General features: G+C 59.5%; 11 protein-coding genes. 5 read left to right on the top strand and 6 right to left on the bottom strand.

Features of this window, described 5'->3' with window-relative positions; all coding sequences use genetic code 11:
- Positions 1-10: 10 nt before the first annotated feature.
- The 5 genes from AC1ROR_RS16090 to AC1ROR_RS16070 form a co-directional block, all read right to left on the bottom strand.
- Positions 11-1063: a sugar phosphate isomerase/epimerase family protein gene (locus tag AC1ROR_RS16090; RefSeq protein ID WP_498590009.1), complete on the bottom strand. Its 1053-nt coding sequence runs from the start codon at positions 1061-1063 to the stop codon at positions 11-13.
- A gap of 145 nt (positions 1064-1208) precedes the next feature.
- Positions 1209-2282, bottom strand: coding sequence for an ABC transporter ATP-binding protein (locus AC1ROR_RS16085; protein ID WP_498590008.1), 1074 nt, complete (start codon positions 2280-2282; stop codon positions 1209-1211).
- 17 nt (positions 2283-2299) lie between these two features.
- Positions 2300-3148, bottom strand: a complete 849-nt coding sequence (locus tag AC1ROR_RS16080; RefSeq protein ID WP_498590007.1) for a carbohydrate ABC transporter permease — start codon at positions 3146-3148, stop codon at positions 2300-2302.
- Complete coding sequence (locus AC1ROR_RS16075) at positions 3141-4079, bottom strand: carbohydrate ABC transporter permease (protein ID WP_020809466.1); 939 nt, start codon at positions 4077-4079, stop codon at positions 3141-3143. Before AC1ROR_RS16075 ends, AC1ROR_RS16080 begins: the two co-directional genes overlap by 8 nt.
- A 68-nt stretch (positions 4080-4147) precedes the next feature.
- Positions 4148-5449, bottom strand: coding sequence for an ABC transporter substrate-binding protein (locus AC1ROR_RS16070; protein ID WP_498590006.1), 1302 nt, complete (start codon positions 5447-5449; stop codon positions 4148-4150).
- Positions 5450-5647: 198 nt separating this feature from the next.
- Between AC1ROR_RS16070 and AC1ROR_RS16065 the strand changes: the two genes are divergently transcribed.
- The 3 genes from AC1ROR_RS16065 to AC1ROR_RS16055 are packed head-to-tail and all read left to right on the top strand — an operon-like array spanning position 5648 to position 8659.
- Positions 5648-6847, top strand: a complete 1200-nt coding sequence (locus AC1ROR_RS16065) for an ROK family transcriptional regulator (RefSeq protein ID WP_196379089.1) — start codon at positions 5648-5650, stop codon at positions 6845-6847.
- A 52-nt stretch (positions 6848-6899) separates the two neighbouring features.
- A complete protein-coding gene (locus tag AC1ROR_RS16060) occupies positions 6900-8000 on the top strand; it encodes a Gfo/Idh/MocA family protein (RefSeq protein ID WP_498590005.1) in 1101 nt (366 codons plus the stop codon).
- Positions 8001-8017: 17 nt separating this feature from the next.
- Positions 8018-8659: a ThuA domain-containing protein gene (locus tag AC1ROR_RS16055; RefSeq protein WP_003523774.1), complete on the top strand. Its 642-nt coding sequence runs from the start codon at positions 8018-8020 to the stop codon at positions 8657-8659.
- A 170-nt stretch (positions 8660-8829) separates the two neighbouring features.
- Here AC1ROR_RS16055 and AC1ROR_RS16050 read toward each other — a convergent pair whose 3' ends face one another.
- Positions 8830-10188 (bottom strand): amidase, encoded by a 1359-nt coding sequence (locus tag AC1ROR_RS16050; protein ID WP_498590004.1) that lies wholly within the window; start codon positions 10186-10188, stop codon positions 8830-8832.
- 344 nt (positions 10189-10532) lie between these two features.
- Between AC1ROR_RS16050 and AC1ROR_RS16045 the strand changes: the two genes are divergently transcribed.
- Positions 10533-12851, top strand: a complete 2319-nt coding sequence (locus tag AC1ROR_RS16045; RefSeq protein ID WP_498590003.1) for an EAL domain-containing protein — start codon at positions 10533-10535, stop codon at positions 12849-12851.
- A 29-nt stretch (positions 12852-12880) separates the two neighbouring features.
- The gene (locus AC1ROR_RS16040) at positions 12881-13774 is read left to right on the top strand and encodes an amino acid ABC transporter substrate-binding protein (protein ID WP_498590002.1); all 894 of its coding nucleotides are present in this window, start codon (positions 12881-12883) and stop codon (positions 13772-13774) included.
- The last annotated feature ends 55 nt before the right edge of the window (positions 13775-13829 follow it).

Raw genomic sequence — 13829 nt, 5'->3', positions numbered from 1 at the left:
TGAAATGCTTTTAAAGCCCGAGCATACGGCGGTTGGCCGCATCGTCGGTGCCACCGGATGCGAAATCGTCAAAGGCTTTTTCCGTGACGCGGATGATATGCGCCTTGACGAATTCCGCGCCTTCACGGGCGCCGTCTTCAGGATGTTTCAGCGCGCATTCCCACTCGACCACGGCCCAGCCATCGAAATCATTGGCGGCCATTTTCGAGAAGACGGCACCGAAATCAACCTGCCCATCACCCAGCGAGCGGAAGCGGCCAGCCCGCTCCACCCAGCCCTGATAACCGCCATAAACGCCTTGCCGCCCGGTCGGATTGAACTCCGCATCCTTGACGTGGAACATCTTGATACGGTCTTTGTAAATATCGATATTGTCGAGATAATCGAGGCATTGCAGAATGTAATGCGAGGGATCGTAGAGCATGTTGGCGCGCTTGTGGTTCTTCACCCGCTCCAGGAACATCTCAAACGTCACGCCATCATGCAGGTCTTCACCCGGGTGGATTTCGTAGCAGACATCCACACCCTGCTCATCGGCATAATCGAGGATCGGCGTCCAGCGCTTCGCCAGCTCATCGAAGGCGGTTTCCACCAGACCGGCCGGGCGTTGCGGCCAGGGGTAAATGAACGGCCAGGCGAGCGCGCCCGAAAAGGTCGCATGTGCCTTGATGCCGAGATTTTTCGACGCTTTCAGCGCCAGCTTCACCTGCTCCACCGCCCATTCCTGGCGGGCTTTCGGATTGCCGCGCACTTCAGGTGCTGCAAAACCGTCGAAAGCCTCGTCATAGGCCGGGTGAACGGCAACAAGCTGGCCCTGCAAATGGGTGGAAAGCTCGGTCACCTCGACACCGTTCTGGCGCGCGACCCCGGCAAACTCGTCGCAATAATCCTTCGATTCCGCCGCTTTTCTGAGATCGATCAGCTGCCCTGCCCATGTCGGCACCTGCACACCGGCATAGCCCTTTTCCGCCGCCCATTTGGTAATGCTGTCCCAGCTGTTGAAAGGGGCGACATCACCGGCAAACTGGCCGAGAAAAATACCCGGTCCCTTGATCGTTCTCATAAAAACTCCTCCCTGTATCGATACAGTTAAGCGGTAAAACCGCTTTGGCTCCCAGCGCCAAGCTAACCGGTCGTAATTTTCAAACAAGCCCCAAAAGCGGAGGGGCGAGAGAATTTCGCTATTTCACTAAAAAAGCGAAAACCGGCTAAAGCGCCAGCCCGCTCGCCCTGTCGAACACATGCACGCGCTCATGATGCACGGTCGCGGCAAAGGGCGTGTTGACCTTGACCGGCTGCTCGCCATCCACCACCGCCGTCACCTGATCGCCCGCCAGTTCGAAGACAACATGGGTCTGCGCTCCCGTCGGTTCCACCAGCACGGTGCGGCCAGACAGCGATATATCGCCGCCGATGGTCGAACCGATATGTTCGGGGCGAAGCCCGATCGTCACCGGCTGGCCGCGCTTGACCCTGCGTGTCGCGGCAATACGGATCGCGGTTCCGTCCTTCAGCCGGGCGGCAGGCTGATCCCCCTCGCCATCGACAACGCCTTCGATGAGGTTCATGGCCGGCGAGCCGATGAAGGCGGCGACGAAGAGATTGGCCGGTGTCTTGTAAAGTTCGAGCGGCGTGCCCTGCTGCTCGATGCGGCCGTGATTGAGCACCACGACCCTGTCCGCCAGCGTCATCGCCTCGATCTGGTCATGGGTGACATAGATGGACGTCGTGCCAACTTTCTGGTGCAAAGTCTTGATTTCGCTGCGCATCTGCACGCGCAGCTTGGCATCCAGATTGGAGAGCGGCTCATCGAACAGGAAAACGGCCGGATTGCGCACCACGGCGCGGCCCATGGCGACGCGCTGGCGCTGGCCGCCGGAGAGCTGCGAGGGCTTGCGATCCAGAAGCTTGCCGAGATCGAGCATGCGGGCGGCTTCCGCCACGCGCTCCTCGATGACGTTCTTTGGCTGGCCGGCGAGCTTCAGATTGAAGCCCATATTTTCGGCCACCGTCATATGCGGATAAAGCGCATAGGACTGGAACACCATAGCGATGTTGCGCTCGCGCGGCGTCATGCCGTTGACCACCCTGTCGCCGATGAGGATATCCCCGCCAGTGATTTCCTCCAGCCCGGCGATCATGCGCAAAAGCGTGGACTTGCCGCAGCCCGAAGGGCCGACCAGCGCGATGAATTCGCCATCCGTAATATCAAGCGAGATGCCGTGAATGACATCGAGCGCGGCATAGGACTTGCGGATATCCCTAAGTTCGACGGAAGCCATGTTTTGCTCCTTTCAAGTCACGATTTGACGGCACCGGCCGTCAGGCCCGCGATGATGTGTTTCTGTGCGAGGAAGAAGACGATGACGGTCGGCAGGATCGTCAGCGTGATGAAGGCGAGGACGAGCTGCCATTCCGTGCCGAATTCACCGCGATATACCATGATGCCGAGCGGCCAGGGATATTTCGATTCCGAATTCAGCATGATCAGCGGCAGGATGTAGCTGTTCCAGCTGCCGACGAAGGACACGATGCCGACGGTCGCCACAATCGGCCGCGAAAGCGGCATGGAAATGTGCCAGAAGAAGCGCAGATAACCGCAGCCATCCACGAAGGCGGCCTGAAACAACTCCTCCGGCAGATTGCGGAAATAATTGCGGAACAGGAGAATGCTCATGCCAAGCCCGAAGGCAACCTGCGGCAGTACCACACCCCAGTAGGTGTCTAGCAGGCCGAGATCGCGGATGCGGATGAACAGCGGCAGGATGGCGGTGGCCGCCGGGAACATCAGCCCCAGCAGGAAATAATTGAGCAGGAAGGACGAGCCGAAGAACTTCACATGCGCGAAGGTGAAGGCGGCCATGGCCGAGACGGTGAGCGTCAGGAACACCGTCAACAGCGCAATTACCAGCGAATTGAATATCTGCAGCCAGTAACGTTTGCCGAAGAGGATATCGCCGTAATTGGCCCATTGCCATTCGGCAGGAATGCCGAACGGGTTGACGCGCAGGTCTCCCAGCGACTTGAAGCCGCCAAGCGCGGTGGTAAGCAACGGGATGAGCACGATGGCCGCGATCAGGCTCAGCGATATGTAAAGGTAGAGCTTGGTTTGCAGCGGCATGCGGACGGAGGTGGATGTATCAGTCATGGCGCATGAAAATCCTTTTGTAACCGAAGGCGAGCGTCACGCAGATGATGAAAAGAACGACGCCGACCGCGCTGCCAAGCCCCACCTGCATGCGCATGACGCCGTAGGTGTAGAGGAAGGTAACCATGGTCTGCGTGGAGTTGGACGGCCCGCCGCCGGTGAGCGGCATGATCATGTCGAACAGCTGCAATGAGCCGATGACCGCAAAGAAGACGGAAAGGCGCACCGTGGAGCCCAGCATCGGCAGCGTGACATAACGGAACTTCTGCCAGCCGGAAGCGCCATCGATTTCGGCGGCTTCCAGCACATTCTTGTCGACGGATTGAAGTCCCGCAATGAACAGCATCATATGAAAGCCGAAATATTTCCAGACGATGACGCCGAGCACGGCATAGATCGCCACATCCTTGTCGGCCAGCACGTAAGGGTTGGCAAAGCCGAAGAAATTGGAGATGGCGGCGAAGAGGCCATAATCGCCGTCATAAACGAAACGCCAGATCAGACCGGCTGCAACATCCGCCAGCACATAGGGCAGGAAGAAAACCAGCCGGAAGGCAACGACGCCGGGAATGCGGTGCGCCAGCATCATCGCAAGCCAGATCGCCAGCGGGATCTGGATCAATACGGAAATCAGGATGATGAGGCCATTATTGAGCAGGGCCTGCGAGAAGGCGGCATTGCCGAACAGGACCTGAAAATTCCGCAGACCCACAAAATCGGTCGGCGTGCCATAGCCGTTCCAGCGATAAAGGCTGTACCATGCCGCCTCGCCCATGGGCAGGATGACGAACAGGGTAAAGAGCAGCAGGGCGGGCGGCAGGAAGACCAGAAGGGTCAGCGCCCGGTCATGCGCGACCGAACTTTGCTTGCGCTTTGTCTTCGCCGCGCCGCGCGCCGGTATCGACGCAGAAGTCATGGAAATATCCGTCATCTCTATCCGCTTTCATGGAGGCAGATATTGCGGCGCCGCGTCCTGCGCGGCGCCGTCATGGAACACAATCAGCGAAGCTCGAAAGCATCCTGAATCTGCTTGGCACCCTCTTCCGCGCTCATCTGGCCGGAGACGATCTCGACGGAGACGTCGTTGACGACGCGGCCGACGGCTGCGCCCAGCGTCTGGTCGAAGAAGTTCTGGTGCCAGGTGGAACCGGCAAGCTGCTTGGCCGAATCCGCCAGCAGCGGGTTCTTGACCGCACCATCCGCACCCGTCGCAACCGGCAGGATCATGCCGGCTGCCGCCATCTTCTCTTCACTTTCCTTGCTGGTCAGGAATGTCGCGAAATCGATCGCTTCCTTGGAAGCGTTTTTCGTGACTGCCCAGCCATTCAGGCCGCCCAGCGTATCGGTGGCCTTGCCCGCGCCGCCTTCGACAACGGGAAAGGCGAAGCGGCCGATATTGTCGGCGGCCAGCCCCTTGCCGTCACCGGCATTCTTGCGCTGATTGGCCTCGGTATTGTCGAAACCGAGGATCATCGCCGCCTTGCCGTCACCGAAGACGCCAAGTGCCTGTGGCCAGGTGGAGCCGAGATAACCGGGCTGGAAGGGTTCCAGCTTGCCGAATTCGGCCAGCTGTTCACCCGCCTTGATGATGGCCGGATCCATGAAACCTTCGCCCTCGCCCTTGCGGGCGGCATCGAACACGGCCTGCCCGCCATTGCGCATGACGAGATAGCTCCAGTAGAAATGGATCGGCCATTTTTCACCGCCGCCACCGGCGATCGGCACGATGCCGGCTTCCTTGATCTTCTTGACCGTGGCGCCGAGATCATCCCAGCTCTTGATGTCTTCCGCCTTCACGCCAGCCTTGGCAAACAGCTCCTTGTTATAAAAGAAGCTGACGAGGCTGACCTTGTAGGGTACGGCCCAGACCTTGCCATCAAAAGACAGGCCGTCGATTGCGGAAGAGTTATAGGCCTGCCGGAGCTTGCCGCCATCGGCGTCGAAAACCTCGGTCAGATCCTTCAGCGCACCGGTTTTGGACTGTTCTTCGAGAACGCCGCCACCCCAGCTATAGAAGAAATCCGGCACGTCGTTGGATTGTAGGAGGGTCGGCAATTTCGCCTTGAAGGCCTCGTTTTCCAGAAATTGCAGCTGCACATCCACATCAGGGTGCTTGGTCTCGAAATCCTTGGCAATCTCCTCCCAGACGGCCACGGCTTTCGGGTCCAGTTCCACATGCATCCATTTAACGACCGTTGCGGCCGAGGCGCCTGCGGCGCCGAGCATGAGAGCAATGCTTGTCGTTGCGGCAAAGCCTGTCAGCCTGCCGCTCAGGCTTGCGCCTGCGTGCCAAATCGTCATGATGATGATCCTCCCTCGGGGATTTCCTCATTTATTCCCCAATGCGGATTAATTCACATTAGGCCTCGCCCAATGTCAAGGCGCTATGCCGATTTTTTGCCCAAACAGCTTGACACACCCCTCCCCTACACCGTTATTTAATCCGCAACCCGATATAAATCGGCTTCACGAACAGGCATCGATCGCAGCAGGACCCCCATGAAGACCGCAGACCCAGAACTGATGCGCGCGATCAACAGGCTGAGCGTGCTGGATAGCATCCGCCGTCACGGGCCGATCTCGCGTGTGGAAATCAGCGAAAGAACACAACTCTCCACCACCACCGTTTCGGCGATCACCGCCTCGCTGCTCGATGACGGGCTGATTCTTACCCGTCATATCGGCGATATCCGCACCGAAGGCGCCCGTGGCAGGCCGCGTGTGATGCTGGAGCTGAACCCGGATGCAGCCCGCGTGGTGGGCGCCAAGATCGCCGCAAGCCGCATGGTCTTTGTCGTCACCGATTTCTGCGGCAACGTGCTTTCAACGCTTGCCCTGCCGATCCGTGTTGACCGCCAGCCCATCGGCGTCATCGCCGACCTGGTGGAGGACGGTGTGCGGCGCTGTGTCGTCGATGCCGGGCTGTCGCTGGAAGATGTGGACATGGTCTGCCTCGGCCTGCCCGGCGTCATCGAACATCGCACCGGGAAAATCCGCAGCAGCCCCATATTGCGGGAAGTGAACGTCAATTTCGCCGAGGAAATGACGGCGCGGCTGAATTCGCCGACCATCATCGAAAGCGACGCCCACGCCATCACGCTCGCCCACCACTGGTTCGGCCATGCCCGCGATCTGGAGGACATGGTGCTGATTTCGCTCGAACAGACGCTCGGGCTTGGCGTTCTGCACCAGAACCAGCTGTTTCGCGGTGCCGGCGGCCTCAGCCACAATCTCGGCGACCTCGTCATCGGCCTTGCCAATGATGGCACGGTGCGGCTGGCGAGCCAGGCGGGTGAAAACGCCATTTTAGGCTCGCGCCCGGTGGACGGACGCTTTGCCGAGGCGATCCGGCTTGGTCGCGGCATGCAGCACGCCCATGCGCTGATTGCGGCTGAAGATCACGATCTCATTGCCGCAGCCCTGCGCGCCGGCGCGGCGCTGGGCCTGACGCTTGCCAATATCGTCACGCTGTTTGCACCGCCACGAGTCATCATCACCGGCTCCAGCCTCGAGCTCGGCGAACCCTTCATCGCCAGTATTCGTGACAGCTACAACGCCGCCGTGCCGCCTTCACTGGCCGGCGTCGCCGAGCTGGTTTTCGACATTGCGAGCGACGAGCTGTGGGCGCAGGGGGCAGCAGCAGTGGCACTCTACGAGCTTTACGAATCGCCATGGAACACCACGGGACCAGCGCTTTAGCCCACGGGTTAAGCACGGGCTTCGGCATTTCTGATTTACGGGAGGAAATCACATGAACAGGGTCGGTATCGGCATCATCGGCTGCGGCAACATCTCCAGCGCTTATCTCAAGGCCATGGCGTCGTTTCCCATTCTCGACATTCGCGGTCTTGCGGATATGAACGCGGAAGCCGCGAAAGCCCGCGCCGATGAATTCGGCCTTAAGGCAACCAGCATCGACGCACTTCTCTCCGATCCTTCCGTGGAGATCATCGTAAACCTGACGATCCCCAAGGCGCATGTGGAGGTGGGGCTGCGCGCGCTTGACGCCGGCAAACACGCCTATTCCGAAAAGCCGCTCGGCATCAATTTCGCCGAGGGCAAACGCCTTGCCGATGCGGCCAAGGCCAAGGGCCTGCGCATCGGCTCGGCTCCGGATACCTTCCTTGGCGGTGGTCACCAGACCGCGCGCCGGCTGATCGATGAGGGTGTGCTGGGCCAACCGGTTGGCGGCACGGCCACCTTCATGTGCCCCGGCCATGAGCGCTGGCATCCCAACCCGGCCTTCTATTACGAGGTTGGCGGCGGGCCGATGCTGGATATGGGACCCTATTACATCACCGATCTCGTCAACCTGTTCGGCCCGGTCGCCAGGGTTGCGGGTTTCGCCATCGCGCCGCGTAATGAACGCCTCATCACCAGCGAACCGAAGAACGGTGAAAAAATTCCCGTTCATGTTGCCACCCATGTCTCCGGCGTGCTGGCGTTCCAGAATGGCGCCGTGGTGCAGGTGGGCATGAGCTTCGATGTGGCGGGCCACAAACATGTGCCGCTGGAACTCTACGGCACCGAAGGCACGCTGATCGTGCCAGATCCAAACCATTTCGGCGGCGAGGTGCAATTGCTGAAAAAGGGCGGCCAGTTCGAGCCGCAAGCGCTGTCTTCGCCCTATTCGGACGGCAATTACCGCTCGATAGGCGTAGCGGATATGGCCCATGCGATCCGCGAAAACCGCCCGCATCGCGCCAATGGCGATCTTGCCCTGCATGTGCTGGAGGTCATGGAAGCCTTCCAGACGGCATCGGACAGCGGCACCACCGTTTCCATCACCACCAAGGCGGAGCGCCCTGCTCCGCTCGAAACATCGCTGGTCGACGGCCAGCTCGGCAAATAATCCGGAGGAGAAAATAAATGCGCGAAGCACTCATCGTCTGGGGCGGCTGGAGCGGCCACGAGCCGCAGGAATGCGCCACCATCGTCAAGGACATGCTGGAGGAAGACGGTTTCAAGGTCTATGTCGAGCACAGCACGGAAGCTTTCGCCGATCCTTCGGTACATGATCTCAGCCTCGTCGTGCCCATCGTCACCATGTCGAAGATCGAAAAGGAAGAGATCAAGAACCTGACGGCCGCCGTCGAAAACGGCGTCGGCATTGCCGGTTTCCATGGCGGCGCGGGCGACAGTTTCCGCGAATGCGTCGAATACCAGTTCATGATCGGCGGCCAATGGGTTGCCCATCCCGGCAATATCATCGACTACCACGTCAACATCACCCGCCCCGACGACCCGCTGATGGAGGGGATTTCCGATTTCCCCTATACATCGGAGCAATATTACATGCATGTCGACCCTTCGAACGAGGTTCTGGCAACGACTAAATTTACGGGCGATCATGCCTGGTGGATCGACGGCGTGGTGATGCCGGTGGTGTGGAAACGCAAATACGGCAAGGGCCGGGTTTTTTATTCGGCGCTCGGCCATCAGGCCAAGGAGTTTTCCGTACCGCAAATGAAAACCATGTTCCGCCGCGGCGCGAATTGGGCGGCTCGGTGAGGCTATAGGTCGAGACGGCCAAATACTCTCTCCGTCATGCCGGACTTGATCCGGCATCCAGCAGCCGCGCGTCTGCGCGGCGTCAGGAGTCTTTTGCGATCAAGGACTTGATCGCGCTGGACCCCGGATCAAGTCCGGGGTGACGGAGAATGGCTGTGTGAACCGCCCTCTTAGCCCCGAACGATCTCTTCCGCAGCCATCGCAACACCCAGCACATGCTCATCCGCACCATGCAGGCCAGAAAGCAGCAAACCAACCGGCATTCCCGCCTCACCTGTTCCGCACGGAATGGAAACGCCGCAGAGATCGAAAAAATTGCCAATCTGGGTGTTGCGCAGGGTCTTTGCATTCATGGCGAAAAAGGCATCGTCATCATCGAGAAGCGGCGTAACCCTGGCCGCAACATGCGGCAATGTCGGCGAGACCAGCAGTTCGTCCTCGCCGATCATCTCGGAAAACGCCGCCGTCATGCGTTCACGCGCTTCCATAATGCCAATATAGTCGGACATGGTGATATTCGCGCCAAGCCTGGTTCTCGCCACCACACGCGGGTCCATCCGCGCGGCATCCGCGCCTTCCAGCCGCGCCTTGTGCAGGGCAAAAGCCTCCGCCGTCACGAGCGCGCCCTTTTCCCTGATAAGATCGAACAATTGCGAAAAGATCGGGAATGCCTGCCGCCGCACTGAGGCGCCGGCACGGGAGAGCCGTTCCACCGCCTGTTCGAAAGCAGCTGCGACGCCCTCCTCGATACCGTCGAAAAACACCGTTTCCGGCACGACGAGCGACAGGCCGGCAAGAGGCTTACGTGCCAGATCGGCAGCAGCCCTGCCACGCATGGCGGCATCCACCCAGACGGCATCCTGTACGGTTTGGGTCAGTGGCCCGAGCGAATCGAGGCTTTTCGCCAGCGGATAAACACCCCGCATCGAATAACGGCCACGGCTTGCCTTGTACCCCACCACGCCATTGAAGGCGGCAGGAATGCGCACCGATCCGCCGGTATCCGTGCCGATCGCCACCGGCACAAGACCTGCGGCCACGGCAACGCCCGCACCGGAGGACGAGCCGCCCGGCAAACGATGACCGTCCGTGGAGGCCGGATTGCGCGGCGTGCCGTAATGCGGGTTGATACCGAGGCCGGAAAACGCAAACTCGCTCATATTGGTGCGGCCGACACAGACCATTCCGGCCCTTTTCAGCGCCGTCACCACATCGGCGTCACGCGAGGCGGGCGCATCGCCCGCCAGCACGGTCGATCCGGCCGTGGTCGCCATGCCTTCAAGATCGAAAAGATCCTTCCAGGCCACCGGAATACCGTCGAGCACACCCAAGGAGCGTCCCTCGCGGATGCGTCTGGAGGCTGCTTCCGCTTCCGCCATGGCCCGCGCCGCCGTCAGGCCGACAAAAATTGCCCGATCGTCCTCTTTACCGATCGCATCCAGCATCTCTTCCGCCAGGGCGCATGGATCGAGATGACCGCTCTGGATGAGAACGGAAAGCTGAGCGATGTTTTTACCCCTGTAAGCCATGATGATCTTTCCTGAAATCCGACAGTGCGCACAACATGCCGTTTATCGGCTGCTTGGCAAGGCCGGTCGGCGTCCCCAGCCGCAGAGAAGTCGACTTGAGAAACGCGCAAAGGTTGTCATACTGACTTGGCCGTTTTGTTTCAGGGCATGACCGCAAGCCTGCGTTTCTTTCAATCTGTGATGCAGGAACGCTGGGGCTTACATGAGCGGCGACTATAAAAAGACGGATTAATTCTTAATCGCATCTAAACTTTGTTGAATTATTTAGCAGACACCGTTGAAATGCATGTCCTATAAAATTCCATAAAACAATTATAACGCGACATCGCGGGGGACTATCGCGCATGGAAGAGACTGCCTATCGGGGGATAGATAGACAGACTGAACCCGGCCACACGCTTCGCACAACGACGCAGCCGGCATCGGGCCGCCTTTCGCGGCGGCGTTCGCTCGCCAGCAAGATAACCCTGATATTTCTGGGCGGCGTGATTTTTTCCTACAGCATCGGCGCGCTTGTCGGCTGGTACATGTTCGTTGCCGCCGCCAGCGAGCAATGGCTCAACCAGGCCCGCGTCAATTCACAGATCGCCAGCGCGACGCTGCGCAGCATCTACACCTATGTCAGCGTCACCGCCGATACGGACGGGCAGGTCAACGGCATATTGACCGACAAACCGATCGGCGACGACGAATCCATCCTCGTCACCGGCTTCAATCCCAGTGACGTTCTCGCCCTCATCGGCGCGCAAACCAAAAACGCCGTCTGGCTTTTCCGGTATGATGAGGACGATTCCGGCTTCCGGCAGATCGCGGCCGCCTTCGACAACGCCACCGACGATGACGAGAAACCGCTCGCCACCGATCCCATCTTCTCAAGAGATGCCGTGGCCGCCCGTTTCGCCACCGGCTTTGCGACCATTGGCGAGTCGAGCCATTATATCGGCCTCTTGCCAATCATCAGCATTGAAACGAAGAAACCGATCGGGGCGGTCGCCGTCAGCATCGGCGGTTCGGATGAGCTGTATGGTGCGCAACGCAAGCTGATCTACAATTCGCTCATTGCACTGATCGTGGTGCTGACCGTGACCGGTGTCCTTGTAACGGTGATTGCGCGGCACTTCCTGAAACCCGTTCCCGCTCTGGTGCAGGCGACGCTGCGCATCGCCCGCGAGGAAACGGATGTCGTCACACCGTTTCAGACGCGCAGGGATGAAATCGGCGATATGGCCACGGCCATCGAAACGCTGCGTGAGGCGGTTCTGGAGCGCGGACGCCTGCGGCAGATACGCGATATGGCGCAGCAGCTGGAGCACATGGCCCACCATGACGCCCTGACCGGACTGCCCAACCGCGTGCTGCTGATGAAGACGCTCGAAAACCGTCTCGAGCACCTTTCCGCCTCGGGCCAGCCGTTCAATGTCATGCTGCTCGATCTCGACCGCTTCAAGGCCGTCAATGACACGCTGGGCCATGCCGCCGGCGATGCCTTGCTGGTGGCGGTGGCATCGCGGATTTCTGCCGTGCTCGGTGAAAACGACATGGTTAGCCGCCTCGGCGGCGACGAATTCGCGATCATACAGTCGGCAAGCGCTGACTGCGAGAGTAGTGCTGCGATGCTGGCGGCGCGGGTGGTGCATGCGGTCTCGCGCAGCTTCAACCTCGAAGGCAGCAAAATCAGTATCGATACCAGTATCGGCATCGCCTGCGCACCGGGCCACGGCACATCCGCCACCCAGCTTCTGCAACATGCCGATCTCGGCCTTTATCGCGCGAAATCCATGGGCTGCGGTTATTTCGTGTTTTACGAACCCGGCATGGACATGGCGGTGCAGCACAAGCATGCGCTGGAAATAGACATGAAATCCGCCCTCGAAAACCGCGAATTCGAGCTGCATTATCAGCCCGTCGTCAATCTGCAGAGCGGTCGCATCGTTGCTTATGAGGCGCTGGCCCGCTGGCGTCACAGCAAGCTTGGCCTCATCGCCCCGGACCGTTTCATCACACTTGCCGAAGAAAACAACTTCATCAAACCTCTGGGTGAATGGGTGCTGGCACAGGCCTGCCAGGACGCCATGAGCTGGCCCCGGGACATCCGGCTCGCCGTCAATCTTTCCGCCGTGCAGCTCTGCAATGACGACATCGTCCCGATTGTCGACAGGGCGCTTGAAACATCCGGTTTTCCGGCGGAGCGGCTGGAGCTGGAAGTGACCGAAACGGCAATGCTGGAGCGCGACAGCAGCGCCCGCGCCCTGAAGCTTTTAAAGGAAAGGGGTGTGCGCCTCGTGCTCGACGATTTCGGCACGGGTTATGCCGGGCTCAGCACATTGACCCACGTTTCCTTCGACAAGATCAAGATCGACCGCGAATTCGTCTCCGGCCTGCCCGGCAATCCCATGTGTTCGGCCATCGTCAACACCATCATCGACATGGCTGAACAGATTGGCCTCAAGGTCACTGCCGAGGGCGTGGAGGACGAGCAGCAGGTCGAGGCGCTCAAGCTTTCGGGATGTGACGAGGCCCAGGGCTATTACTTCGCCGAACCGGCGCCACTTGCCCATATCCTCAAGAACCGTGCCGTCATCACGCCGATCGGGAAAGACGGGTTTGACGACGCCGGTCGGCCGATACAGGAAACCTATTGCCCACCACAAAAAGCGATTTGAGAAACCGGCTACCAGACAAAGGAAATAAAATGCGCCTTGCAGTATTTTGCCTTTTCCTCACATGCTTTGCTCCCATCACCCCGCTGCAGGCCGCCGGCGAAGGCGACACGCTTCAACAGATTGCCAAGACTGCGAAGATCCGCATCGGTTACCGCGAAGCCGAGCCACCCTTCTCCTATCAATTGCCGAATGGAGAAATCACCGGCTTCTCGACCGATCTTTGCCGGGCGATCAGTGAAGACATCCGCAAACAGCTTAAGCTCGACCGGATCGACCTCGAATATGTGAAGGCCACGCCCGCAACCCGCTTCATCCTTGTCCGCAGCGGCCAGATCGATATCGAATGCGCGGCGACGACCAATAATAGCGAACGCCGGAAGATGGTGGATTTCTCCTATCCGAACTTCATGACGGCGACCCAGTTTCTTTCCCGCAAGCAGGACAACCTCAAAAGCCTTGCCGATCTTGCCGGACGGTCCGTTACATCCGCCTCCGGCACGGTCAATATCGAGCAGCTGAATGCCGTGAACCGGCAAAAGAACCTCAATATCTCGGTCATGCCGACGAAAACCAACGAGGAGGCATTCGAACTTGTCGTCGCCGGCAAGGCCTCCGCCTTCGTCATGGACGGCATATTGCTGGCGGCGCTGGCGGCAACCTCCGAAAACCCAGACCTCTATACACTTTCGGAGGATACGTTGAGCGCGCCCGAGCCTTATGGCCTTGTTTTCCGGCGCGACGATCCGGCCTTCAAGGCCGCGGTCAACGAAAGTCTGCGCCATATCTTCACCGGCCCCGCCATTCACGGCCTTTATGAGAAATGGTTCACCAAGCCCATTCCGCCGAACGGCATGAACCTGAACCTGCCAATGGCGGCCTCCCTGAAACAGGCCTATGAAAATCCGGCCGAATACCGGGACTGACGTGCAAGCGGCACGCGGCCTCTATTTTTTACGAAGATATGTTTTGGCATTTATA

The organism is Agrobacterium sp. GW821-FHT14E08 (assembly GCF_058803865.1).
Note: the sequence above shows the minus strand (reverse complement) of the source record. Positions and strands in the feature narration are given on the sequence as shown.